The sequence below is a fragment of the Bradyrhizobium sp. AUGA SZCCT0176 genome, assembly GCF_018130145.1.
Lineage (GTDB): Bacteria > Pseudomonadota > Alphaproteobacteria > Rhizobiales > Xanthobacteraceae > Bradyrhizobium.
Window position 1 is genome coordinate 1 of record NZ_JAFCMB010000020.1, and the last position, 24,314, is coordinate 24,314.

At 62.8% G+C, this 24,314-nt stretch carries 20 protein-coding genes; 9 read left to right on the forward strand and 11 right to left on the reverse strand.

What is annotated here, in order from left to right; translation table 11 throughout:
* Window positions 1–455 precede the first annotated feature (455 nt).
* Entirely contained in the window at window positions 456–1,430 is a 975-nt protein-coding gene (locus tag JQ600_RS30225; protein WP_212391872.1) for a tripartite tricarboxylate transporter substrate binding protein, read from the forward strand.
* A gap of 67 nt (window positions 1,431–1,497) precedes the next feature.
* A complete protein-coding gene (locus tag JQ600_RS30230) occupies window positions 1,498–1,836 on the forward strand; it encodes a monooxygenase (protein ID WP_212268985.1) in 339 nt (112 codons plus the stop codon).
* A 66-nt stretch (window positions 1,837–1,902) separates the two neighbouring features.
* Here JQ600_RS30230 and JQ600_RS30235 read toward each other — a convergent pair whose 3' ends face one another.
* Window positions 1,903–2,184: a hypothetical protein gene (locus tag JQ600_RS30235; protein ID WP_212391871.1), complete on the reverse strand. Its 282-nt coding sequence runs from the start codon at window positions 2,182–2,184 to the stop codon at window positions 1,903–1,905.
* 420 nt (window positions 2,185–2,604) lie between these two features.
* On the opposite strand from JQ600_RS30235, the gene JQ600_RS30240 reads away from it, so the two are divergent.
* Complete coding sequence (locus JQ600_RS30240) at window positions 2,605–4,101, forward strand: WG repeat-containing protein (RefSeq protein ID WP_212268983.1); 1,497 nt, start codon at window positions 2,605–2,607, stop codon at window positions 4,099–4,101.
* 257 nt (window positions 4,102–4,358) lie between these two features.
* Here the strand turns inward: JQ600_RS30240 and JQ600_RS30245 are convergent, their stop codons facing one another.
* The 3 genes from JQ600_RS30245 to thiD all read right to left on the reverse strand — a co-directional run bounded on the left by JQ600_RS30245 (window position 4,359) and on the right by thiD (window position 7,573).
* Entirely contained in the window at window positions 4,359–5,447 is a 1,089-nt protein-coding gene (locus JQ600_RS30245; RefSeq protein ID WP_212268982.1) for a TRAP transporter substrate-binding protein, read from the reverse strand.
* Window positions 5,448–5,629: 182 nt separating this feature from the next.
* Window positions 5,630–6,610 carry a tripartite tricarboxylate transporter substrate binding protein gene (locus JQ600_RS30250; RefSeq protein ID WP_212391870.1) on the reverse strand — a complete coding sequence of 327 codons (981 nt, stop codon included), beginning with the start codon at window positions 6,608–6,610 and terminating at the stop codon, window positions 5,630–5,632.
* A 165-nt stretch (window positions 6,611–6,775) separates the two neighbouring features.
* The gene (gene thiD, locus JQ600_RS30255; RefSeq protein WP_212391869.1) at window positions 6,776–7,573 is read right to left on the reverse strand and encodes a bifunctional hydroxymethylpyrimidine kinase/phosphomethylpyrimidine kinase; all 798 of its coding nucleotides are present in this window, start codon (window positions 7,571–7,573) and stop codon (window positions 6,776–6,778) included.
* Window positions 7,574–7,768: 195 nt separating this feature from the next.
* Here thiD and JQ600_RS30260 point away from each other — a divergent pair, with 195 nt between their 5' ends.
* From JQ600_RS30260 to JQ600_RS30285, 6 genes are all read left to right on the forward strand, one after another.
* Entirely contained in the window at window positions 7,769–8,014 is a 246-nt protein-coding gene (locus tag JQ600_RS30260; RefSeq protein WP_212490210.1) for an Lrp/AsnC ligand binding domain-containing protein, read from the forward strand.
* Window positions 8,015–8,069: 55 nt separating this feature from the next.
* Complete coding sequence (locus JQ600_RS30265; protein ID WP_212391867.1) at window positions 8,070–9,392, forward strand: ABC transporter substrate-binding protein; 1,323 nt, start codon at window positions 8,070–8,072, stop codon at window positions 9,390–9,392.
* A 163-nt stretch (window positions 9,393–9,555) separates the two neighbouring features.
* Window positions 9,556–11,271, forward strand: a complete 1,716-nt coding sequence (locus tag JQ600_RS30270; RefSeq protein WP_212490211.1) for an iron ABC transporter permease — start codon at window positions 9,556–9,558, stop codon at window positions 11,269–11,271.
* 25 nt (window positions 11,272–11,296) lie between these two features.
* Complete coding sequence (locus JQ600_RS30275) at window positions 11,297–12,406, forward strand: ABC transporter ATP-binding protein (RefSeq protein WP_212391863.1); 1,110 nt, start codon at window positions 11,297–11,299, stop codon at window positions 12,404–12,406.
* Between the two features lie 73 nt (window positions 12,407–12,479).
* A complete protein-coding gene (locus JQ600_RS30280) occupies window positions 12,480–13,529 on the forward strand; it encodes an Ldh family oxidoreductase (protein WP_312011132.1) in 1,050 nt (349 codons plus the stop codon).
* A 218-nt stretch (window positions 13,530–13,747) separates the two neighbouring features.
* Window positions 13,748–14,908, forward strand: a complete 1,161-nt coding sequence (locus JQ600_RS30285) for a TAXI family TRAP transporter solute-binding subunit (protein ID WP_212391861.1) — start codon at window positions 13,748–13,750, stop codon at window positions 14,906–14,908.
* 151 nt (window positions 14,909–15,059) lie between these two features.
* Here the strand turns inward: JQ600_RS30285 and JQ600_RS30290 are convergent, their stop codons facing one another.
* From JQ600_RS30290 to JQ600_RS30320, 7 genes are all read right to left on the reverse strand, one after another.
* Entirely contained in the window at window positions 15,060–15,989 is a 930-nt protein-coding gene (locus JQ600_RS30290; RefSeq protein WP_212391859.1) for a cytochrome c, read from the reverse strand.
* Between the two features lie 233 nt (window positions 15,990–16,222).
* Window positions 16,223–16,672 (reverse strand): cytochrome c, encoded by a 450-nt coding sequence (locus JQ600_RS30295; protein ID WP_211998934.1) that lies wholly within the window; start codon window positions 16,670–16,672, stop codon window positions 16,223–16,225.
* A gap of 105 nt (window positions 16,673–16,777) precedes the next feature.
* Entirely contained in the window at window positions 16,778–19,084 is a 2,307-nt protein-coding gene (locus JQ600_RS30300; RefSeq protein ID WP_212391857.1) for a xanthine dehydrogenase family protein molybdopterin-binding subunit, read from the reverse strand.
* Between the two features lie 196 nt (window positions 19,085–19,280).
* A complete protein-coding gene (locus JQ600_RS30305) occupies window positions 19,281–20,153 on the reverse strand; it encodes an outer membrane protein (RefSeq protein ID WP_212391855.1) in 873 nt (290 codons plus the stop codon).
* Between the two features lie 173 nt (window positions 20,154–20,326).
* Window positions 20,327–21,868 carry a murein biosynthesis integral membrane protein MurJ gene (gene murJ, locus JQ600_RS30310; protein ID WP_212391853.1) on the reverse strand — a complete coding sequence of 514 codons (1,542 nt, stop codon included), beginning with the start codon at window positions 21,866–21,868 and terminating at the stop codon, window positions 20,327–20,329.
* 130 nt (window positions 21,869–21,998) lie between these two features.
* Complete coding sequence (locus JQ600_RS30315) at window positions 21,999–23,150, reverse strand: DegT/DnrJ/EryC1/StrS aminotransferase family protein (protein ID WP_212490212.1); 1,152 nt, start codon at window positions 23,148–23,150, stop codon at window positions 21,999–22,001.
* 31 nt (window positions 23,151–23,181) lie between these two features.
* Window positions 23,182–24,198 carry a Gfo/Idh/MocA family protein gene (locus JQ600_RS30320; protein WP_212268970.1) on the reverse strand — a complete coding sequence of 339 codons (1,017 nt, stop codon included), beginning with the start codon at window positions 24,196–24,198 and terminating at the stop codon, window positions 23,182–23,184.
* Window positions 24,199–24,314: the final 116 nt, after the last annotated feature.

Consider the following 24,314-nt stretch of genomic DNA (forward strand, 5'->3'; position numbering starts at 1 on the left):
CCGACGGCTTGACACCTGCAACGGGTGCCAGGACCACACGGTTTTGCCGTACGCCCGTCCACGCCGTCGTCTCAGCGTAAACCAGCGTCCACCGCAACCCGCCCAACGTCCGTGACGACGGCCGACGCCCTTCTGAGTAGGACGGGATAGCAAAAGATATGCACTTGATTTTCATTCTGGTAAACCGAAATATTTTTCATTTCGGGGCTTGACACGACTTCCGTAAATCAGAACTGATTTGCCCGACGGGTTGATTTGTCGCACTTGCGGAATTGGCCGTCGGTAGTCCGTAGCCCGGATGAGCAACGCGATATCCGGGTCTTATGTCGCATCGACCCCACATATCGCATGCGCTCATGCGGGCTACTTGCCGGCAGCGGTTGCTGCTGTCACACTTCCTCGAGGTCCTGCGGCAATGACCGCGCAAACCGGCATGCAGGACGAGAGAGGAAACGATGAAGTTCGTAGCGAGCCTGTCCGCCGCGCTGCTGGTGCTGCTGACGGCGCAGACGGCATCGGCGCAGTCCAGCTATCCGAACAAGCCGGTGAAGATCCTAGTCGGCTTCACGCCCGGCACTGCGCCGGACCTTGCGGCGCGCATTCTGGCCGAACGGTTTGCCGAGGTATGGGGCACGCCGTTCGTGGTCGAAAACCTGCAAGGCGCCGGCAGCAACATCGCCACCGAACGCGTCGCCAAGTCGGCCGCCGACGGCACCACGCTGCTGATGGGCGGCAACTCGGCGCTCGTCATCAATCCGAGCCTGTATGACAAACTGCCGTTCGATCCGGTCAAGGATTTTGCGCCGATCTCGCAGGTATTCATCGCGGCGAACGTGCTCGCCGTTCCGCCCGAGCAACCTGTCAAGACGGTGGCGGAGTTGGTGGCGCTCGCCAAGGCGCAGCCCGGCAAACTCTCCTATGGCCATGCCGGCGTCGGCACGTCGCAACATCTCGGCGCCGAACTGTTCAAATACATGGCGCGTGTCGACATCGCATCGGTCCCCTATCGCGGCACCACGGCGCTGATGCCCGACCTGCTCGCCAACCGCATCGCGATGTCGTTCGCCAATATCGTGAACGTGGTGCCGCTGGCCAAGGAAGGCAAATTGCGCGCGCTGGCCATCACCTCGGTCAAGCGCTCGGCCCTGGCGCCCGACCTGCCGACGATGGCGGAATCCGGGTTTCCCGGTTTCGAGGCCGTGCCGTGGTTCGGCCTGCTCGCGCCGTCAGGCACGCCACGGGACATTATCGACAAATTGTACGGCGAAACCGTCAAGGCGCTGGCGCTGCCGGAGGTACGCAAGAAGTTCGACGAACTCGGGCTCGAGCCGGTCGGCAATACGCCGGCAGAGTTCGCGGCCGTCATCACGAAGGAAACGCCCGAATGGGCAAAAGTGATCAAGGACGCCGGCATCAAGCTCGGCAACTAGACTAAACTGCACGCGCGCGGACTGCGCCTACCGCTACCCCGTCCACTCACCGACCTAGGAAACCGCCATGGCCAATTGCATCGTTGTCGTTCAGTTCGATCTGCCGAAGCGATCAGAGGAACAGGCAATCACGGGCGGCACGTCGAGCGCGCCGACCTACCGCGGCCTCGCCACCAAAGGATTGATCCGAAAGGACTACCTGAATGGCGAAACCGGTACCGGCGGCGTCTATCTCTGGGACAGCCGCCAATCGGCGGAAGCCTGGTTCACGGAGGAACGCGTGGCGGAATTGACCAAACGCTTCGGGGTGCGGCCTCGCCTGACCTGGTACGACACCCATGTCACGGTCGATAATCTGACGGACGAGACGCGCGTCAACGGCAAGGCGATCGAGGCCGTGGCCTGACGATAGCTGTTGCGGCACTGCGCGTGATTGCATCGCGCGCACTGCGTTAGGCGTGCGGAAGATATTCTAGGTCCCGCGCGTTGCCACCGAAGAGTATCGTTTGCTGCGCTTGCCTTCATTGGGCACGAACTGGGCAAACACTTCCCTGACGCGGTCGGCCGGCGTCGCATCGCGCGTGAAGCGAGGCTCGTTGAGGGTTTCCACCGCCCGGGGTGCGTAGATGGCGCTTTGATAGAGCGACCCGTCGAAGCGTGAATCGCTCTCGCTGTCGCGCAAGCAGGCATCGGAAACAAACAGCAATATGAACAGTGCCGACCCTACGACGTAAAAATACTGAAATATGGGCATCGCTTATGCGCCTCCTTTTGCAGGAGGATGCACGCCCGCGATAAAGGCCGGGTTTAGGATGGTCTTGATTTTGCCGAAGCAGTTTTTCGCCAGTTATCAATTTGTGTAAAATTTTAGCAATACTCATCCCTCGCCGGGAAGCTGCAATTCGGGACTGCGGACATGACCGGGTAAGCCGGCGGCCTGACCGGGTCGCGAATGACCCAAAGCAGAGTTTGGCATGACTCCAATTGGCGCTCGTCGGTCAGGCGCTTGGCGCAGGTGCGGATCATCCGAACCGAATAGACAGCCCGGCATTGATCGAATTGATTTCACCAAATGCAGTAAGGGTCTGGAAACATCGATGCCGGACCTCCAAGCTTATTAAGGCATTCTAGACGACACCGGGATACCACGACCATTCCACGCCCGGGGTGCTCCGTGAAGAAACTGATCGTTATTGCTACGCTGATTGCCGCAGCCGCGGTCGGCGGCATCATCTGGATTTTTCAGCCTCAACAAGAATTACTGAGCGCCTGTATTGCGAAAGAGCGGTGCGGCTACATCAACGATGAAGGCAAGTTCATCATCGCGCCGGAGTTCGAGGCAGCCAACGATTGGACTAAAGATGCAGGTCTCGTATGGCGAGGCGGCCGGGTTGGATCAATCGATCGCGACGGGCGCTACATCACGGAACCTCGGTCCTCCAGATTGACCATGAGCGGCGGAGCAAACAGCGTGCAGGTCAACCGCCAGCAATTGTTGACCGATTATGCGCTCCGGCCGCTGAATTCCGAACTCTGGGACGATTTCTACGGAATCAAACTTGATCGTCGATTGAGCCACGCACCGGAATACATCGCTGTCGGCCGCGGCGGGTTGTACGGTCTTGCCGACGGAAAAGGCAGGGTCATCCTTGAGCCGAAGTATGAAGAGATAGGCTGGCGTTCGCACGAATTTCCGCTTCTGTTCAAGGAAGGCAACCTGTTTGGCCACCTCGCAGAGGGCGGTCAGCCCATCAGCGCCCAGCGCTGGGATGCGGCGGGCATGTTCCACAATAAACTCGCCAGCGTCAGCCGTGCCGGAAAGTGCGGATACATCGATCGCGCCGGCCTTGTGGTCATACCGCCTGCTTTCGATGAATGCCGCCCGTTCCGTTATTCGGAGGCCACGATCGTACGGAAGGAACAGTCCTTCTCCCTTGTCGGCCGGAACGGCGTCGTCATCAGAGACGGCCTGGCGGATGCAGGAAATCCATCCGCAGATGGCATGCCCATTGCTGTTCGCGTTCAAGACAAATGGGGCGCCCTTGATATGAAGGGCAATTTTCCCATCGCGGCGGAGTTTGATGGCGTCGAACCACTGGACGTATTCGATCCGGAGCCCATGATGCCACTCGGACCGAAAACGGTTGCATTTATCGTCGAATTTCAAGGCAAACGCGGGATTATGGACGCCGCCGGCAAATGGATTTTGCCCCCCAGGTTTGACCAGGTCGACAACAACTATGAAGGGGACGGCAAACTGGCGACGTTTCGCGATGGCGAGCTTTGGGGCTTTGTCGATCTTGAGACCCGAAAGGCAACCACGGCATCATGGAACGAAGTCAAGGCAACAAGTCGCGCCGTGCTTGTTCCCGTGCGCGTCGGCAGCAAATGGGGCTACGTCGATGCGGAAGGCAATATGCGGATATCCGCGCAGTTTGACCTGGCGGAAGATTTTCACGGAGTTTGGGCAAGCGTGCAGACCGGCGAGAAATGGGGTTTGATCGACAGCAAGGGTGCACAAGTCACACCAGTCGTATTTCGGTCTGTTCACGAGGTCACACCTGAAAGGGCGCGCGTGACATTGGCTGAGTCGCGCGGCTGGGTAACCCGCAAGGGTAGGTTGATGGGAATTTCGGAAACCGACCTGCAAAAAGCTGGTCTCAGAAAATAAGTTCGAGGACGCCGCTAGACGGTCTTTCTGTTCTGAGCGGGTGTAAGAATGTCCGCTGTTGGCACACGGCGTCGCTTCGCTGCGGTGCTCGACCTGGACGCTGCCGGCGTACAGCGGACATGACAGAGCTTACCAATGGCCCCGCGTGTCGCGTTCATGCAGGACTTGCGACGGCAGCCGGTTGGCGATGTGGTGATCAGCAGGACGGCATGCCGATCATGGACCAGCAAGCCATCCGCCTCCGCCACCGGCCGGACTCAGCCCTTGCGCATCTTGCTGAGCAGATAATTGTCGTAATAGTTTTCCGCGATCTGCGTGTAGAACAGCACTTCCTTCATGTAGGCGTCGTGGCTCTCTTTTGTCTTCTTGAAGAGCGGGCTCTTCTCGGCGATTTCGTTCAGATGGTCCTGCGTGGCGGTGTAGCAGGCCTCCATGACCGGTTGCGGGAACGCGCGCAGTTCGGCGCCGCCCGCGATCAGCCGCTTCAGGGCGGCTGGATTGACGCTGTCATATTTTTCGATCATCCAGGCGCCTGCCGCCGCACCTGCCTGGTTGAGGATCGCCTGGTATTGCTTGGGGAGCGCATTCCACTTCTCGTCGTTGACGATCATGTGGAGCATGGCGCCGCCTTCCCACCAGCCGGGGTAATAATAGTATTTTGCTACCTTGTAGAAGCCGAGCTTCTCGTCGTCATAGGGACCGACGAACTCCGCAGCATCGATCGAGCCTTTCTCGAGCGCCGAATAGACGTCGCCGCCCGCGATCTGCTGCGGCACGATGCCGAGCTTTGCCAGCACATGGCCGCCCATGCCCGCGATGCGGAACTTGAGGCCTTTGAGATCATCGGCGGTCTTGATCTCCTTACGGAACCAGCCGCCCATTTGCGTGCCGGAGTTGCCACACAGGATCGCATGCGCCTTGAAAGGCTTCAGCGCCTCGTTGCAGAGTTCAGCGCCGCCGCCGAACGTCCACCAGGAATGCTGATGGCGATGGTTCATGCCGAAGGGTGCGCCGGTGGCGTAGGTGAGCGCCGGCTCCTTGCCGATGTAAAAGTAGAGCGGCGTCTGCGCCATCTCGACGGTTGCGGTGCTCACGGCATCGAGCGCCTGCAGGCCGGGCACGATCTCGCCTGCAGCAAACGTCTGGATCTGGAATTTGTTGTCGGTGGCGTCAGCGACGTATTTCGCAAACGTCTGCGCCGTGCCGTAGATGGTCTCGAGCGACTTTGGAAAGCTCGAGGTTAGGCGCCACTTGATCTCGGGCGCGGCTTGCGCGATCGCGGGTGCCGCAACCAGCGTCGTTGCGCCGGCCACGGCGCCGCCTTTGAGGAACGTACGGCGTTTCATGTGATTACTCCCTGGAATTGCAAACCGGTTGGCGCGCGGCAGCGAGGCCTCCGCGGCCTTCAGTCCTCATCTTAGCGAACTTTGGGGGATGCGTGGAAGGGCTACTTCAGCGGCCGGCGCTATGCGCAGCGGCGGGCGGGCACCGATCAGCGGTGCCCGCATTGGAGCAAGGAAAACGCTCTCTAGTCCAGCTTCACATTGGCCTCTTTCACGACCTTCCGCCAGCGCACGACTTCGGCTGACACCATCTTCGCGAATGCAGGGCCCGTCACGTCAGGGACATCAGAACCGTTGCGCTCCCAGGCCTCCTTGATCGCAGCCACCTGCATCGCCTGCTGCAGCTCCTTGATCATGCGTTCGACGATTGCCGGCGGCGTGTTCTTCGGCGCGAACAGTCCGTACCAGGTCGCCACTTCAAAATCGGGCAGACCGGCTTCCTTGGCCGTGGGAAGGTCGGGGAAAGCCGCCACCCGCTTCGGTGCGGCGACCGCTAGCGCGCGGAGCTGCCCGGCCCTGATCGGCGCAGCCGACGAGCCCATGCCGTCGAACACGACAGGCACATGGCCGGCGATCAGATCCTGCATCGCAGGTCCCGCCCCGCGATAGGGGACGTGCTGGAGGTTGGTCTTGGTCAGGATCTTGAACAACTCGCCCGCGAGATGATGCGTGGTGCCGGCGCCGGCGGAGCCGTAGTTCAACTGACCCGGGTTCGCTTTGTTGAACGCGATGAATTCGGCAAGCGTCTTGGCGGCGACCTTGTCGGGGTTGACCACGATCACCTGCGGCGGACGCGCGATCAGCGCAACCGCGACAAAATCCTTCTCGATGTCGTAGTCGAGATTGGGATAGAGCGAGGGTGCAATGGCGTGATGCGCCGCGCCCATGAAGAAGGTGTAGCCGTCGGGAGCGGCCTTGGACGCCGCGGAGGCGCCCACCGTGCCGCCGGCGCCGGCGCGGTTTTCGATCAGCACGCGTTTGCCGAGCTGGGTGTCGAGCTGGGCTGCGAGCGGGCGCGCGAAGGCGTCGGTGCCGCCACCGGCCGCGAACGGCACCACGAACGTGATCGGCTTATCCGGCCATGTCTGAGCCTGGGCCGGATTTGCGGCAATGGAAAGGCCCGCCAGAACGGTCAATATGGCGTAGCGCAGGGTTTGTTGTCTCACGGCGTTTCTCTCCCGGATATTGCGACATTGGTCCGCGCGTTGGCGACGTCGCGATTCACTTGAATTACAGGCGGCGAATTATAGGCGCCGGGCATGGCCCCGCCAATGGGCCATTCGGACAAGGAACAGCCGCGGCTGCGGCGGTGCTTCCAGTAACGTCTGCCTTCAGTAATACTTATAAAAATGATGCACCGGGCCATGCCCGTGGCCGACGCTGAAGCGGTCCGCGGCTGCGATCGCGGCGCTGATCCAGGCCTTGGCGTTGCGGACGGCGGTCTCCATGTTCTCGCCCTTCGCCAGTCCGGCCGCAATCGCCGACGACAGCGAGCAGCCGGTGCCGTGGGTGTTTTTGGTGGCGACGCGCGGCGCGGCCAGCGTGATGGTCTTCCCGGCGTCGATAAAATAATCGGTGCTCTCGGCGCCCTCCCCGTGGCCGCCCTTGATCAGCACCGCGCGGCAGCCCATCGCCAGCAATCGCTTGCCCTGATTTTCGACCGCGGCTTCGTCTGTCGCAATCGGCTCATCGAGCAAGGCCGCCGCTTCCGGCAGATTGGGCGTGATGACCGAGGCGAGCGGAATGAGCTTGGTGCGTAGCGCATCGACGGCTTCCGCGGCCAGCAGGCGGTCACCTGATGTCGCGACCATCACGGGATCCAGCACGACATGCTTCGGCGACCAGCGCGTCAGCCCCGCGACGATGGCATCGATGCTGGCGGGCTGCGCCACCATGCCGATCTTGACCGCGCCGACGGCGAGATCGGAGAATACCGCATCGATCTGGGCGGTGATGAACTCCGCCGGCACCTGATGGATGCCGCTGACGCCGGTCGTGTTCTGCGCCGTCAGCGCCGTGATCACCGAGGCGCCATAGACGCCGAGCGCGGCAAACGTCTTCAGGTCGGCCTGGATTCCGGCGCCGCCGGACGAATCGGAGCCAGCGATGGTCAGCGCGATTGGTGTCATCGCCCGCCTCGTGCAAAAGGTGTGTTCGGGATCATAAACTGTCCTAGCGCGCCGTTCCATTCCCAGCAAGTTGGCTTGCCACGGGCTCCCGTTTTTGGCCTTCTGACTCTGACGCGTTTTCCTGATGCGAACCGGTATCCACTTCGCTTGAAAACGCTATATTGAGCACAAATCTTCCCTTCGGAGACGACAACCATGGTTCCCTTCTTCGTCCAGTTCAAATGCAAGCTCGGCCAGTCCTATGCGGTGGCCAATGCGCTCGCGGAAGCCGAGATCGCCTCGGAAATCTATTCCACCGCCGGCGGTTACGACCTGCTGGTCAAGTTCTACGTCGACAACGCCACCGACATCGGTCATTTCGTCAACGAGAAGGTGCAGGTCATTCCCGGTATCCAGGACACCCACACCATCATCACCTTCAAGGCGTTCGGCGGGAGCTAGGCCCCGCCCGCTTCCGCGGCCACCGGCAACGACAAGAACAAGCAAACGGGGAAACATGATGCATCGGCTGTTGATGCTGTCGCTTTGCGCAGCGCTGGTCTCGACCGCGGCGTTCGCGCAGGCACCCGCCGGCAAGGTCACGGTCGTCACCTCCTTTGCCAAGGACGTCACCGACCCCGTCAAGAAGGCATTTGAGACGGCGACGCCGGGTGTGACGCTGGAAGTGCAGAACCGCAACACCAATGCCGGTGTGAAATATCTCGAGGAAACCAAATCCAGCAACCAGGTCGATCTGTTCTGGGCTTCGGCGCCTGATGCGTTCGAGGTGCTCAAGGGCAAGGGGCTGCTGCAGAAATACGCGCCCAAGGCGTCAGGCATTCCCGAGAAGATCGGGCAATTTCCGATCAACGACCCCGCCGGCTTCTATTTCGGCTTTGCCGCGTCCGGCTACGGCATCATGTGGAACGAACGCTACGTGAAGGCCAACAAGCTGCCTGATCCCAGGGAATGGCAGGATCTGGCCAAGCCGGTTTATTACGACCATGTCTCGATCGCCGCTCCCTCGCGCTCCGGCACCACGCACCTGACCGTCGAAGCCGTGCTGCAGGGCGAAGGCTGGGCCAAGGGCTGGGGCACCATCAAGGCGATGGCCGGCAATTTCCGCAACATCACCGAGCGCTCGTTCGGGGTGCCGGAAGCGGTCAATTCCGGGCAGGTCGGCTACGGCATCGTGATCGACTTCTTCGCTTTCTCGGCGCAGGCCTCCGGCTTCCCCGTCAAATTCATCTATCCGACCGTGACGACGATCGTGCCGGCCAATGTCGGCATCGTCGCCAACGCGCCGAACAAGGCGGCGGCCGAGGCCTTCGTGGAATTCCTGCTCTCGCCTGCCGGGCAGCAAGTGCTGTTCGAGCCGGGCATCCGCCGCCTCCCCGTCAATCCCGACGTCTATGCCAAGGCGCCCGCGGACTACCCGAATCCCTTCAAGGATCCGCGGCTGAACGCGATGATCAAGTTCGACGTCGCCAAGTCCGAAGCGCGCAACGATGTGGTCGACGTGCTGTTCGACCAGCTGATTTCGTTCCAGCTCGATTCGCTCAAGGCCGCGACCAAGGCGATCCACGAGGCCGAAGCCGCGCTTGCCAAGAAGGACAATGCGCAAGCTCGCGCACTCGTCGCGCAAGCGCGCGAGCTGATCGCCGCTATGCCGGTCGATGAAGCCGCCGCCTCCGCCAAGGAGACGGCAAGCGCATTCACCGGCGGAAAACAGAAGGGCGCGCGGCAGGCCGAACTGGAACAGCAATGGGCGGTTTTCGCCAAGGAACGCTACGCGCAGGCGCAAGCCAAGGCCGAGGAAGCGACGAAGCTGGCGAAGTGATGCGAGGGCGCCCATCATCCCTCAATGTCGTCCCGGCGAACGCCGGGACCCATAGCCACCGGCGTTTATTGTTGACGAAGGTCGCTGACGCCTACGTTTCACCGCGAGGACACGGCGTATGGGTCCCGGCCTTCGCCGGGACGACGTTGTCGGTGCACCGCCCATGAGCCTCGCCCTCCCCGCCCCTCGCGCCCGCGCAAGACTTTCGGCGACGCCTGGGCAGATCGCACTGGCGCTGGGCATTGCGGTTTTCCTCGCGCTGTTTTTGGTGTGGCCGTCCGCGACGGTGATCTATGTGGCGTTCACCGAAAAGGGCGGCGGCGCGTTTACCCTGGTCAATTTCGTCGATTTCTTCCGCACCGATTTGTTCCTGCGTTCGTTCTGGAATTCGTTCTACGTCTCCGCGATGGCGGTGGTCGGGGCGTCGATCCTGGCGCTGCCGCTCGCCTACATCACCTCGCGCTTTGCCTTTCGCGGCACGGTGCTGATCCAGACGCTGGGATTTCTGCCGCTGATCATGCCGCCATTCGTCGGCGCCGTGGCGATGCAGTTGTTTTTCGGCCGCAACGGCAGCGTCAACCTGCTGCTCGACGATTGGTTTGGCTTCAAGATCCCGTTCATGGAGGGACTGAACGGCGTCATCTTCGTGCAGTCGATCCACTATTTTCCGTTCATCCTGATCAACCTCTCGGCGGCGCTGCGCAACATCGACGCCTCGATGGAGGAAGCCGCGCAAAATCTCGGCTCGTCCGGATTTCGCCTGTTCCGCCGCATCGTGTTTCCGCTTGCGATGCCCGGCTATATCGCGGGCGCCTCGCTGGTGTTCGTCAAGGTGTTCGACGATCTCGCCACGCCGCTACTTTTGAACGTCAAGGACATGCTGGCGCCGCAGGCCTATCTGCGCGTCACCTCGATCGGGATCGCCGATCCCATGGGCTATGTGATCGCGGTGGTGCTCATCGTGGCCTCCGTCGCGGCGATGGCACTTTCGGCGCTGGCGACGCGCGGCATCGACTATTCGACCGTGCAGCGCGGCGGCGGCGGGCTCTCCCGGCGCGTGCTGCGGCCGTATGAAAGCGTGCTCGCCTATCTGACGGTGACGCTGATCCTGCTGCTGGTGCTGGCACCGCATGCCGGCCTGCTGCTGCTGTCGTTCTCGACCATCTGGTCGTTCTCGCCGCTGCCGGACGGTTATACAATGGCGCATTACGCGAGGATTTTCGGCGAGAGCTCGCTCTACATCAAGAACACGCTGATCTATGCCTCGTTGGCCGGGCTGATCGACGTCGTGCTGGGCACGGCAATCGCCTATCTGGTGTTGCGCACCAGACTGGTCGGGCGCGACGTGCTGGACTGGGCGGCCTCGGCCGCGCTCGCCGTCCCCGGCATCGTGCTCGGCATCGGTTATCTGCGCGCGTTTTACGGCGTGAAACTGTGGGATGGCACGCCGCTGGCCTCGCTGTGGATCGTGATCGTGCTGGCGCTGGCGATCCGCCGCCTGCCCTACGCGTTGCGGGCCTGCTACGCGGCGCTGCAGCAGATATCGGTATCGCTCGAAGAAGCCGCCGAAAATCTCGGCGCCACCAAGCTGCGCACCGTGCGCCGGATCGTAACACCGCTGATGATGGGCGGCATGCTGGCCGGCTTCGTCACCAGTTTTGCCACCGCCGCCGTCGAGCTCTCGGCGACGCTGATGCTGGTGCAGTCCAACTCCGATGCGCCGCTGGCTTACGGTCTTTACGTGCTGATGCAATCGGCGGCGGGCCGCGGCCCTGGCGCCGCGCTCGGCGTCATCGCCGTGCTGCTGGTCGCGGTCTGCACGGTCCTGTCGCATTTCGTGATCGAGCGTGGCCGCGCCATGCCGCAATCAGGACATTGATGTTCATGCCGGGATTATCAGCACCATGACGGCCGCAACAGCCAATCGAGCGATCGCCGTACCGGCCGTCGGTGTCCGGATCGAACAGGTCAATTTGTCCTATGGCGACAATCACGTCTTGAAGTCGATCGATCTCGATATCCGCCCCGGCGAGTTCTTTGCGTTTCTCGGCCCCTCCGGCTGCGGCAAGACCACGCTGCTGCGGCTGATCGCCGGCTTCAACCATGCCGACAGTGGCCGCGTGCTGGTCGGAGAGAAGGATATTTCCGCTCTGCCGCCATGGAAGCGCGACATCGGCATGGTGTTCCAGTCCTATGCGCTGTGGCCGCATATGACGGTGGCGCGCAATGTCGCGTTCGGCCTCGAGGAAAAGCGCGTGCCGCGCGCCGAGATCGGCCCGCGGGTCGCGGCCGCACTTGAACTCGTCGGGCTCACGGGCCTCGATCAACGCCGCCCGGCGCAGCTCTCCGGCGGGCAGCAGCAGCGCGTGGCGCTGGCGCGCACCATCGCGGTCGAACCGAAGCTCCTGCTGCTCGATGAACCCCTGTCCAATCTCGATGCCAAGCTGCGCGTCCAGGTCCGCCGCGAGCTGCGCGAACTGCAGCAACGGCTGGGACTCACCACCATCTTCGTCACCCACGACCAGGAAGAGGCCAACACGGTTTGCGACCGGATCGCGGTGATGAACCAGGGCGTCATTCAGCAGGTCGGCACGCCGAAGGACCTTTACGAGCAGCCGGCCAACCTGTTCGTGGCGAACTTTCTCGGCACGGCGAACATTGTCGAAGGCCGCGTGATCGGCGACGGCGCGTCGCGCGCCTATGAGGTGGCCGGCGGCCTGAAGATACCGATTGCTGTGGACCGGAAGCTGGCGCCGGGGGCGCGCATGGTGTTCCGGCCGCAGGATTGCACGATCATCGGCGCTGGCGAAAGCGCGGGGCCAGACAGGACAGAAGCCGCGGGCACGGTGAGCTATCGCGAATTCCTCGGCGCCAGCGTGCGCTATGGCGTGCGCGCAGGCGCCGCCAACATCGCCGTCGATTGTCCCTTCCACGCCGGCGACACGCTGCACGAGGTCGGCACCGCCGTGACCGTCGCCATCGCCACATCATCGGTGCGCTTCCTATCCGACTAGGAATTTGCCACGATATGTCCAGCGCAAGTGCGCCAACAAGAAAACGGGAGTTGGTATCCTGACGACATCGACAGTGACTTTCGACCGGCTGAAGGGCTTCATCCTCGAAGCCATGACAAAGCTGGGCCTGCCTGAAGCCGACGCCACTGATGTCGCCACGCTGATGGCGGAAGCCGATCTGCAGGGATCGGACGGCCACGGCGTCAGCCGGCTGCCGCAATATGCCCGCCGCATCAAGGCCGGCGGCTTCAACGTGCGACCCGACATCACGGTGGTGCGCGAGCACGCCTCCACCGCCTTGCTGAATGGCGATAACGGCATGGGCCACCTCGTGATGAAACGCGCGGCCGAGATCGCGATCGAAAAGGCGCGCACCACGGGGATCGCATGGGTCAACTCGCAATACAGCAACCATGCGGGTCCTGCCTCGCTCTACGCGTCGATGCCGCTGAAGCATGACATGATCGGGCTCTATTTCGCGGTCGGCAACGCCAACCATCTGCCGCCCTGGGGCGGCCTCGACATGCTGCTGTCGACCAACCCGATCGCAGCCGCAATTCCGGCCGGTGATGAGAAGCCGATCATTCTCGATATGGCGACGACGGTTGCGGCCTATGGAAAAGTGAAATCCAAGGCACTGCGCGGCGAGACCATGCCGGAGGGATGGATGATCGATCGTGAGGGCAAGCCGCTGACCGATCCGAAGCGCGCCGACGAAGGCATGCTGCTGCCGCTCGGCGGCATGGAGGCCGGCTACAAGGGTTATGGGCTTGCCATGATCATCGGCCTGCTCGCGGGCACGCTGGGTGGTGCAGCGATGGGCCGGGACGTCATCGACTTCAACCATGATGACGACAGCGTCACCAATACCGGTCAGGCGGTCGCCGCGATCAACATCTCGGCCTTCGGCGATGTTGACGTGTTCAAGGCGAGCGTCGACGCGCTGGTGCGCGATTTCAGAAACTCCGAGCGGATGCCCGGCGTGAACAGGATCTTCGTTCCAGGCGAGCGCAGCCACGCCACGCGCGAGGCGCGGATGCGCGATGGCATTCCGATTCCGCCGGCGCTGATGCGCGGGCTCGATCAGGTCGCGGATGAGCTTGGCATGGCGAAGCTGACCTGAATCAGGACCGGCCGCCACCCTCCGCCGTTTCGGACAACGCAACGCGTCAAGCTGACGCGGATCGATACCCCCTGCTTCTGCCTTGCGGGAGGAGCGGAAATCCGCGAGCATTCGCGTCAATACGCAGCGCCTGTTTCCAACTGACGTCCGTTTCGGGCAAGGAAGCACCGGCGAAAAGCGTCTCAAGGCTGCAACGACAGCCGCAACGGGAGGGATGAATGATCAATCCGAAGATGATGCTTGCCGCCATCGCGCTGACCGGAACCGTGGTCGCGGCATCGACGGCGGTCGCACAGGTGAAACTGCCGCCCAACGTGACGATGACCGCCTATGACACCGGGACCTCCGGCTTCAACATCACGGTTGCCGTCGGCAAGATGTTCAAGGACAAGTATGGCAGCGATGCGCGCGTGCTGCCCGCCGGCAACGACGTCGCCCGCCTGCAACCGCTGCGCCTCAACCGCGCCAGCATCTCGGCGATGGGCGTCGGGGTCTTTTTCGCGCAGGAAGGCGTGTTCGAATTCGCGACCCGGGAATGGGGACCGCAACCCATCCAGATCACGCTGAGCTCGATCGACTGCAACGGCCTTTCACTGGCGGTCGCCGCCGACATCGGCGTCAAGACCTATGCCGACCTGAAAGGCAAGCGCATCGGCTTCGTGGTCGGTTCTCCCGCGCTCAACCAGAATGCGCTTGCCGTGCTGGCGTTCGCCAATCTGACGGCCAAGGACGTCAAGATCGTCGAGTTCGCGGGCAACAATGCGATGTGGAAAGGCATCATCAACAACGATACCGATGCGGTATTCGGTTCGACGATCTCTGGGCCCGCCAAGGAACTGCAGACATCGCCGCGCGGTATCACCTGGCCCGCGATGCCATTCTCCGACAAGGCGGGATGGGAGCGCATGCGCAAGGTCGGCCCGTATTTCACCGAGCACAAGGCAACCTGCGGCGCAGGCGAATTTTCCAAGGACAAGCCGGTCGAGGTCGGCACCTATCCGTATCCGATCTACAGCGTCTATGGCAGCCAGTCCGAAGACGAGGTCTACATGCTGACCAAGGCGATGATCGACGGCTATGACGGCTACAAGGACAACGCGCCCGGCGCCAGCGGGCTTGCGGTGAAGGCGCAGGCAAAGAACTGGGCGGTGCCGACGCACAGGGGCGCGGTCAAGGCGCTCAAGGAGGTGGGCGCCTGGAGCGACGACCAGGAGAAGCACAACAACGCACTGCTCAAGCGGCAGGAAGTCCTGATCGCGGCGTGGACCGACTACATGAAGGGCAGCCCGGCTTCCGATCCGGCAAAACTCACCGAGGAGTGGATGAGCGCACGCAAGGCCGCACTCGCCAAGGCCGGCATGGTCAATACGTTCGAGTGATGCGGCAACGTCATTCCGGGATGGTGCGCAGCACCAGACCTCAGGGGCGCAATTGCGCCCCGGGGAATCTCGAGATTCCGGGTTCGATGCTGTGCATCGCCCCGGAATGACTGGTCGACACAGCTTCGGCTCTGATGCAGTCAGAGCCGAGTTATGACGCCTTCTCCGCCTTCTTCGGCCGCGGCGGTCCCTCCACCGGGGGCAGCGATTTCAGATACTCCGCCATCGCGGTGCGGTCCTCCGGCGACAATTGCGAGGTGTTGCGGATCACGCGCGCCATCGAGCCGCCGGCGGTGTCGCCCTCCGGCGTCATCCCGCTTTCGAGGAAATAGGCAAAATCCTTCGCGCTCCAGTCCGACATCCGCTTCTGCGTGATGTTGGGCACCCAGCCCTCGCCTTCCGGATTGGGCCCGCCGGCAAAGCGCTGCGCGTCGATGATGCCGCCGAGGAAATTGCGCGGGCTGTGGCACTCCGCGCAATGACCGAGGCTGTTGACGAGATAGGCGCCGCGATTCCATTGCGCCGACTTGCTGGCGTCCGGCGTGAACGGCTTGTCGTCCGTGAACAGGAATTTCCACACGCCGACATTGCGGCGAATGTTGAACGGAAACGGCACGTCATGGTCGCGCGTCTTGCCGGCCACCGGCGCCAGTGTCTTCAAATAGGCAAACAGGTCTCGGACGTCTTCGACCTTCGCATGTTCGTAAGACGCGTAGGGAAACGCCGGAAAATAATGGAAGCCCGACGGCGACGTGCCCTTGAGCACGGCGGTGACGAAATCGGCCTCGCTCCATCGCCCGATGCCGTCGTTGGGATCGGGCGAGATATTGGGAACGTTGAAGGTACCGAACGGCGACGGAATCGGCAATCCACCGCCGAGCTTGAGCCGGTCGGGCTGGTTCGGCACGGCGTGGCAGGACGAGCATCCGCCGGCATTGAACGCTGTGAGGCCGTTGGCGAGGTTAGGCTTGTAGGCTGGCAATGAACTCGCAGCGACCATCGCCGGTATGGTCAGCCACCAGAAAATGCCAAGCCCGGCGACGGCGGCCAAAACGGCCAGAAGGAACAGTCGTTTCAGCATTCACCAATCCGTCATCGCGCGTTTTGATATGGCGGCCAGTATGTACGCAATTTCAGCCGGAAGCTTCCACGAAATTTCGACAACTCACGGTGATGAAGCAGGCTTCACACCGAGGCGATGAAACGGGCTTCACACCGAACTGATGCGCGAGGCAAGCCTTCGCGCCCGCGAATAATGAAAGAGGCCGGACACGTCACGCGTCCCGCCTCTTCCTGTCTGGTCCAACCGAAAGCCTAGCTGTTCTTGACGCGGTAGGTCTCGTGGCAACCGCCGCATGCCTTGCCGATCCCGGGAAAATTCGCCTTCAGCGTATCGGCATCCTTGATCTTGGCCTTGGCATCGCTCACCGCCTTGGCGAAGTCTGCGATCTTGGCATCGAAGCCGGCCTTGTCTTCCCAGATCTTGGGCGAGGCGCTGTAGTCGCCGTCGGCCTTCAGGCCCTTGGTGCTCGCCGGAAACATGGTCGGCAGGTTCTTTGCGGTATCTTCGAGCGTCTTGATCGCCCCATCGACGGCGGCCTGATCATAGGGCTTCTCGCCCTTGAACATCGGCGACAGCACGCCGCCTAGCGCCCGGCCGGTGGCCTTCATGACGTCCTGGTCCTTCTTGACCACGTCCTGCTGTGCCATAACGGCGCCGACACTGAGCAAAAGCGCTCCTGCAACCACCAAAACCCGTTTCATCGCCAGATCCCTTTTTCATGACACAGACCGGGCCGCGGTCTCCACGGACCGCGCCCAGGCCTGATAACACCATAAACTTAGAATCATTCCAGCTGCGACAAAATATCAGAGGTTATGCCGGCGCTGCGCCTCCCGGATGGCGATCCAGACCCGTTCGGCGGTCGCCGGCATGTCGATGTGGTCGATCTTGTACTCGCGCCACAGCCCTTCGACGATCGCATTGACCACCGCCGGACAGGACCCGATCGCGCCGGCCTCGCCCGCGCCCTTTACGCCAAGCGGATTGGTGGTGCAGGGAACGTTGTGGGTTTCGAAGTGGAAGGACGGGCCGTCGGCGGCGCGCGGCATCGCGTAATCCATGAAGGTGCCGGTGACGAGCTGGCCGTCGCTGCCGAATACCGCCTGCTCCATCAGGGCCTGGCCGATCCCCTGCATCGCGCCGCCATGGACCTGCCCGGCCAGCAGCAGCGGATTGAGCGTCACCCCGAAATCGTCGACGATGACGTAGTTGACGATCTTGATGATGCCGGTGGCCGGATCGATCTCGACTTCGGCGAGATGGGTGCCGTTCGGATAGGTGCCGTCGGCCTGGTTGAAGGTCGCACTCGCATTCAGCTTTGACGGATCGACATCAGGACGCTTCGCCAGATCGGCGAAACTCACCGAGCGGTCGGTGCCGGCGATCCGGATCCGGCCGTCGCTGATCTCGAGGTCGGCAGCGCTGGTTTCCAGTGCTTCGGCCGCGATCTCCTTCAGCTTGCCGCCGAGGTCGTGGGCCGCACGCTGCACGCTGACGCCGCCGGTCGGGATCGAGGCCGAACCGCCGGTGCCAAGGCCGGTGGCGACGCGATCGGTGTCGCCCTGCACAATGTGCACGCGCTCGGGCGGCAACCCGAACTGTTCGGCGATCAACTGCGCGTAGGCGGTCTGATGGCCCTGCCCGCTCGACTGGGTGCCGATCAGGATGGTGACGTCGCCATTGGGATCGAGCGCCACATTGGCGGTTTCATCGCCCATGGTGCCGCAGATCTCGACATAGCTTGCAAGGCCAATGCCGCGCACCAGCCCGGCCTTCTTGGCGGCCTTGGCGCGTTTGGAAAATTCCTTCCAGTTTCCGACTTCCATCGCACGCTTCATATGCGCGGTGAAATCGCCGGAGTCATAAACCTTGCCGGTCACGGTCTTGTACGGCAGCGCCTTCGGCGGGATGAAATTCTTGCGCCTGATCGCATCGGGCGTCATGCCGAGTTTGCGCGCGCAGGCGTCCACCAGCCGCTCGATCACGTAAGCCGCCTCGGGGCGGCCCGCGCCGCGATAGGCATCGACCGGCACGGTGTTGGTGAACACTGTGCGGACGCGGCAGTGGAAGATCTGGATATCGTAGAGGCCGGGCAGCATGCCGGCGCCGCCATGCGGAATGTAGGGACCGAAGGTCGACAGATACGCGCCCATGTCGCCCATCAGGTCGACGTCCATCGCCAGGAACTTGCCGTCCTCGGCGAGCGCCATCTTCGCCACAGTGACGTTGTCGCGCCCCTGCGCGTCACCCACGAAGTGATCGGAGCGGTCGGCGGTCCATTTGATGGTCTTCTTCAGCCGTTTCGCCGCGACCGAGATCAGCGCATATTCGCGGTACGGAAACAGTTTGGTGCCGAAGCCGCCGCCGACGTCGGGGCAGATCACCCGCATCTTTTCCAGCGGTATCTTGAGCACCATGCCGCCGATGATCTCGCGCAGGCGATGGCTGCCCTGGCTGCCGATCGTCAGCGTCAGGTGATCCTTCTTGGCGTCGTATTCGGCGACCGCGGCGCGCGTTTCCATGAAGTTGGTGATGACGCGCGGATTGACGATCGACACTTCGGCGACCGCATGCGCTTTTGCAAACGCGGCGTCGGTTGCCGCCTTGTCGCCGATCGGCACGTCGAACAGCACGTTGCCGGCGTGATTGGGCCAGACCTGCGGCGCACCCTTCTTCACCGCGTTGACAAGGCCGACCACCGCCGGCAGCGGCGTCCAGCTGACCTCGATCGCCTCGATCGCGTCGCGCGCCTGGTCGATGGTATCGGCGACGACGAAGGCGACGGAGTCGCCGACGTGGCGGACTTCATCCTTGGCGAGGATCGGATACGGAGGTCCGGTGAACGGATCGACTTCGAAATTGAACAGGCACGGCAGGTCGCCGAGATCCTTGACGTCGTCGGCGATCAACACCGCGGCGACACCGGGCATGCCGCGGGCCTTGGTGACGTTGATGGTGAACTTCGCGTGCGCGTGCGGCGAGCGCAGCATCAACGCATGCAGGGAGGGAGACGGCGAGACGTCGTCGGTATAGCGGCCCTTGCCGCGAATGAGCGCATCGTCTTCCTTGCGCCGGACGCTGTGACCGACGCCGAACTTGATGGGAGCTGCCATCGTATCTCCAATAGCCGTTAGAAGCGTTCCATATTGCAGCGGTTCGCGCGCCAGCGCAAACCGCTTTCGTCGGGCTCGTGACGTTCCGGTCGCAAGGAAATCGATCCGCTTCCTGAAGTTTTTCGCGCCTGCACAACAAAAAAAGCCCCGGACGATGCCGGGGCTTTAATTTGCGGGAGGAAGACGGCCGCCGCGATCAATACTTCGCGACCACCGGTCCGCCGAAGGTGTAGTTCAGACCGACGCGCAGCACATGGTCGTGGAAGCGGGTATCCACGTCAGCGCGGATCGCGCTGGCCGGAGCGAGCGTGAAGCTGGCGGCGCGGAACGAGTCGAAATCCATGTAGAGATATTCGAGCTTGGCGCTCCAGTTGTTGGTAATCTTGCCTTCGACGCCAACACCGACGGTCCAGCCGAGGCGGACGTCGCTGTTGGAGCCGGTCGCGATCAGCGCAACGCCGGCGGGGGTCAAGCCAGTCAGCGTACCGGTGGTCTTGAGCGAGCCGTAGGCCAAACCGCCAGTGCCGTAGAACAGGACCTTCGGGGTGGCGAGGATACCGACGCGACCGCGCACAGTGCCGAACCATTCGAGATGGGTACCGAGAGCCAGGTTGGTTCCGGTCGCGCCGGCCGGCAGGAACGTCAAACCGGGAAGGCAAACGCCACCGGCGAGCGTGCCTGCGCAGCGATAGGCCGCACTGCCCTTTTCATCCGACCACTGTGCGTCGGCTTCGAGACCGAACACCCAGTTGTTGCTCTGCCAGTTGTAACCGACCTGACCGCCGGCAATGGCGCCGTTCATGTCGTAGCTGGCGCCAGTAATGGAGCCCGCAGGCGGGGCGATCTGCAAGCCGGTAACGGTGTTGTAATACGAGACGTCCGAGCTGCCGCGTCCCCAGCTGTAGCCGGCGTTGCCGCCGATGTAGAAGCCGGTCCAGTTCCATACCTCAACCACGGGGGCCGGAGCCTTGGTGTAGCGGGGTGCCATGTCGGCAGCGGAAGCAACGGAAGTAGCAGCGACGACAGCGAACGTCGAAACCGCAATGGCCTTAAGTGTTGAAGTGCGCATGGAAGCCCCACTAACGAAATTTTGATTGAATCTCTGATGTCAACTTAACGTAGAGTCTCCAATCACGCATGCGCAGATGCGTCGCGATGGACATTTTCTGGGCACTTGTTGCAAAAATATCCCAGCGCCGTTGCCGGGCAGGCTTGTTTAGATTTGTTATAATTTCGAGCAGCTTAAGGAATATCTCGTCGCTCCCGGACCAGCGAGAATATCCACCCGCGCCCGAACAGCAGCAAGATCGCCACCCCGTAGACGAACATCCCGGCCACCACCAGAAGCAGCAACGCCAATTCGTCGCGGAAAGCGGGCATCGATGCGAAATAAAGATTCGCGAACCGCGCGGTCAGCCAAAGCGCTATAGCAAGCACGATGCCGGAAACCGCGAACTTGACGAGCGATCTGAGCCATTCCCGGTCCAGTTCGAGGAATCCTCTTCGCACTGCAAAACCGAGTACCAGCAGCAGATTGACCCAGGCGCCGATCGCAGTGGCGAGCGCGAGGCCGATCTGGGCGAGCGTCCCCATTAGCGCGATTTTCAGGGCGACGTTGACGGCAACGCCGGTCAGCGCCGCCTTGACCGGCGTCGCCGTGTCCTTGCGGGCATAGAAGGTGGCGACCGCGCTGCGGATCATCACGAAGGGAATGAGCCCGACGGCATAGGCCGCCAGTGTCGCGCCCGCGGCCGCGGCGTCCGCCTTCGAGAACGCGCCGCGCGCAAACATGGCGCGCATGATCACGTCAGGCACCGTGAGGAACGCGGCGACGAACGGTATCGAAAACAACAGCGTGAAATTGAACGCCCGCCGCTGCGCCTTGGCGGCGCCGGCATGGTCCTGCGCCGTCAGCCGCCGCGACATTTCCGGCAGCAGCACCGTGCCGATCGCGATCCCGATCACGCCGATCGGCAACTGGTTGAGGCGGTCGGCGTAATACAGCGCCGACAGCGCGCCGGCGGCGAGAAACGTCGCGATGATGGTGTCGGCGAACAGCGCCACCTGCGTTCCCATCGAGCCGATCGTCGCCGGCCCCAGCGCGCGAAAGAAGGCGCGGACATCGTTATCGAGCCTGGGAATGCTGAACTTCGGCAGGATGCCGTTCTTAGCCGCGTCACCCGCCAGCAGCAGGAATTCGAGGATGCCGGCGATCAGGACGCCCCATGCGGCGGCATAGCCGGCGCCCGGAAAGAACGCGGCCAGCGCCAATGTCGCCATCATCGACAGATTGAGAAAGATCGGCGCCGCCGCAGCAGTGGCAAAGCGATGCATGACGTTGAGCATGCCGCCGTAAAGCGTCACCAGCGTGATCAGCAGGAGATAGGGAAAGGTGATCCGCGTCAGCGCAATCGCAAGTTCGCCGCGCGCCGGATCGTCGGAGAATCCCGGCGCCAGGAGGCCGATCACCTGCGGCATGAACAGCCACGCCACCACGAGCAGCACGACCTGGGCGCCGAACAACAGCGTGAAGATGCGATCGGCGAACAATTTTGCCGAGCTCTGGTTCTGCCCATGAAGGTGGGCATAGGCCGGCACGAACGCGGCGTTGAAGGCGCCTTCGGCGAAGATGGCGCGAAAATGATTGGGCAGGCGCAGCGCCACGAAGAACGCGTCCGCGACCGGCCCGGCACCGAGGATCGCCGCGAGCATGATGTCGCGCGCAAAACCGGTCACGCGCGAAAGAAGCGTATAGCCGCCGACGGTGAAGATGCGCCCAAGCATGGGCTAGCTTCTAGCGCATATTCGGTTCTGATTGCATCAGAACCGAGAGCTATATTTGTATTGACGCGTCTTCTTCACGTAAACGCTATCGGTTGTTTGACGCGTTTTCTTCGAAAACGCCATGCCGAAATCAGGAAGAAAGCGCGCCGCGCACCGCCTGGATGACGCGATCCTGCGTCGCCTCGTCGAGATAGGCGTGCATCGGCAGGCTGATGACGTCCTCCGAAAGGCTTTCGCTCACCGGCAGGCCGCCTTCCGCGACCGGGTAATTGCGATACGCGGTCTGCTGATGCATCGATTTGGTGTAGTAGACCGCGGTCGGAATGCCCTGCGCCATCAGCGCCGCGGCAAAGCCATCGCGGTCGGTGCCTTTGGGCAGGCGGATGGTGTACTGCGCCCACACCGAGGTGCAGCCGGAGGTGAGCCGCGGCACGGTCACCACATTGCCGAGGCCGCGCGCATAGCGATCCGCGATCTTGTTGCGCGCCGCGATCTCGTCGTCGAAAATCTTCAGCTTCTCGATCAGGACCGCCGCCTGCATGGTGTCGAGACGTCCGGTGAGGCCGAGGCGGACATTGTCGTATTTGTCAGAACCCTGGCCGTGCACGCGGATGCTGCGCAGCGTGTTCGCAAGTTCGTCATCGTCGGTGAAGATCGCGCCGCCATCGCCGTAGCAGCCGAGCGGCTTGGCCGGAAAGAAGCTGGTCGCGGTGGCGAGCCCGAAGGTGCCGAGCTTGCGGCCCTTGTAGCTGGCGCCAAAGCCCTGCGCGGCATCGTCAAGCACGAACAGCCCCTCGGCCTCCGTGACCGCGCCGATGGCGTCGTGGTCGGCGCTCTGCCCGAACAGATCGACCACGATCACCGCGCGCGGCTTCAGGCCGCGTTGCCGGGCGGTCGCGATGCCGCGCTTGAGCGAGGCAGGATCGATGTTGAAGGTGGCTTCATCGACATCGACAAAAACCGGCGTAGCGCCCGTCAGCGCCACGGCTTCACCGGTCGCGCAGAACGTGAACGACGGACACAGCACGGCATCGCCGGGGCCGACATTCCTGGCCATCAGCACCATCAGCAGCGCATCGGTGCCGCTGGCGCAGCTCACGACATGTTTGGCGCCGCTGAATGCCGCCAGCGCCGTCTCGAGCGCGGTCACTTCCGGACCGTTGATGAACTGGCAGTGGTTGAGCACTCGGGAAACGGCGTCATCGATCGACTTGCCAAGCCGGCGGCGCTGCGCGGCGATATCGATCAGGGGAATGGGTTCTGGACGCATGTGCTGGTTCATGGAGCCTTGCTACGAATGAGATGGACGGTAATCAGCCGGCGACGCGGCGTGGACCCTTGCGCGCGGAGGAAGCCGCGGGCCGGGCCGGCGCTTCGAGGCAGCGGATCGCGATTTCGAGGCTGGCCACGCCCTCGTCGCCGGTAACCGCCGGCACATTGCCTGACCTGACGGCATCGAGGAACGCGATCAATTCGGCGCGCAGCGGCTCGTCATGGCCGACCGGCAGATGACGCATCGAATAGCTGCCGTCGGGCTTGAAGCCGAAGCACTCCGTCACCTGACGCGTCAAGAGGTCGCCCATCACATATTTGCCGCGGGTCGCGACCGTGACGTTGCGCGCCTTGAACGGCGTCAGCCAGTTGGTGTTGATATGGGCGAGCACGCCCGACGCGGTGCGGAACTGCAGCAGCGCGATGTCCTCGCGCTCGGCGATCGCGCTGGAGAGCTGCGGCTGCACTTCGACGATGTCGGATTCGGTGAACCAGCGGATCAGGTCGATATCGTGCACGGCCAGATCGATGACGACGCCGACATTCGACATCCGCGGCGGAAACGGCCCGACCCTTGTGATGCCGATGGAAAGGATGTCCTCGCCGGAGATCGCCTGCTTGATCGCCGCGACCGCCGGATTGAAGCGCTCGACATGGCCGACCATCAGCGTGACACCGGCGCGCTGCGCGGCGTCGACGATATCGCGCCCTTCCTGCACGGTCGGCGCGATCGGCTTCTCGACCAGGATATGGATGTTGCGCGCGATGCAGGCGAGCGCGACCTCATGATGCAGATGGGTCGGAGCCGCGATCGTGACCGCATCGACGCCCTCGGCCAGCAATTCTTCGAGGCCCTCGAAAGCGCGGCAGCCTGCGAGTTCGGTGGCGCGCGCGCGGTGTTCCGGCAGCGGGTCGACGATGCCGACCAGCGTGACGCCCGGCAGCCCCGCCAGCACGCGGGCATGGTTGCTGCCCATCACACCGGCACCGATCACGCCAACGCGCAGTTCACGCGCGGCGCCGCTCTTCGCGTCCGATCCGGACCCTTTAAAACCCATATCGTCGACCCCAACAGACTTTTCGCCAGTCCCCGGCGGTTCTCTAGCACGCCGCCACAAATGTGGCGAACGCCATCCCCGCTATCCGGACACGTTTTGATTCAAAGAGTTACAGC

Bases quoted from the DNA above. Each gene is read 5' to 3' on its own strand.
- JQ600_RS30230 (WP_212268985.1), top strand. From the start codon at position 1,498: ATGGCCAATTGCATCGTTGTCGTTCAGTTCGATCTGCCGAAGCGATCA.
- JQ600_RS30260 (WP_212490210.1), top strand. From the start codon at position 7,769: ATGGTTCCCTTCTTCGTCCAGTTCAAATGCAAGCTCGGCCAGTCCTAT.
- thiD (WP_212391869.1), bottom strand. From the start codon at position 7,573: ATGACACCAATCGCGCTGACCATCGCTGGCTCCGATTCGTCCGGCGGC.
- JQ600_RS30305 (WP_212391855.1), bottom strand. From the start codon at position 20,153: ATGCGCACTTCAACACTTAAGGCCATTGCGGTTTCGACGTTCGCTGTC.
- JQ600_RS30300 (WP_212391857.1), bottom strand. From the start codon at position 19,084: ATGGCAGCTCCCATCAAGTTCGGCGTCGGTCACAGCGTCCGGCGCAAG.
- JQ600_RS30275 (WP_212391863.1), top strand. From the start codon at position 11,297: ATGACGGCCGCAACAGCCAATCGAGCGATCGCCGTACCGGCCGTCGGT.
- JQ600_RS30245 (WP_212268982.1), bottom strand. From the start codon at position 5,447: ATGAAACGCCGTACGTTCCTCAAAGGCGGCGCCGTGGCCGGCGCAACG.
- JQ600_RS30270 (WP_212490211.1), top strand. From the start codon at position 9,556: ATGAGCCTCGCCCTCCCCGCCCCTCGCGCCCGCGCAAGACTTTCGGCG.
- JQ600_RS30225 (WP_212391872.1), top strand. From the start codon at position 456: ATGAAGTTCGTAGCGAGCCTGTCCGCCGCGCTGCTGGTGCTGCTGACG.
- JQ600_RS30295 (WP_211998934.1), bottom strand. From the start codon at position 16,672: ATGAAACGGGTTTTGGTGGTTGCAGGAGCGCTTTTGCTCAGTGTCGGC.
- JQ600_RS30315 (WP_212490212.1), bottom strand. From the start codon at position 23,150: ATGAACCAGCACATGCGTCCAGAACCCATTCCCCTGATCGATATCGCC.
- JQ600_RS30290 (WP_212391859.1), bottom strand. From the start codon at position 15,989: ATGCTGAAACGACTGTTCCTTCTGGCCGTTTTGGCCGCCGTCGCCGGG.
- JQ600_RS30265 (WP_212391867.1), top strand. From the start codon at position 8,070: ATGATGCATCGGCTGTTGATGCTGTCGCTTTGCGCAGCGCTGGTCTCG.
- JQ600_RS30320 (WP_212268970.1), bottom strand. From the start codon at position 24,198: ATGGGTTTTAAAGGGTCCGGATCGGACGCGAAGAGCGGCGCCGCGCGT.
- JQ600_RS30235 (WP_212391871.1), bottom strand. From the start codon at position 2,184: ATGCCCATATTTCAGTATTTTTACGTCGTAGGGTCGGCACTGTTCATA.
- JQ600_RS30285 (WP_212391861.1), top strand. From the start codon at position 13,748: ATGATCAATCCGAAGATGATGCTTGCCGCCATCGCGCTGACCGGAACC.
- murJ (WP_212391853.1), bottom strand. From the start codon at position 21,868: ATGCTTGGGCGCATCTTCACCGTCGGCGGCTATACGCTTCTTTCGCGC.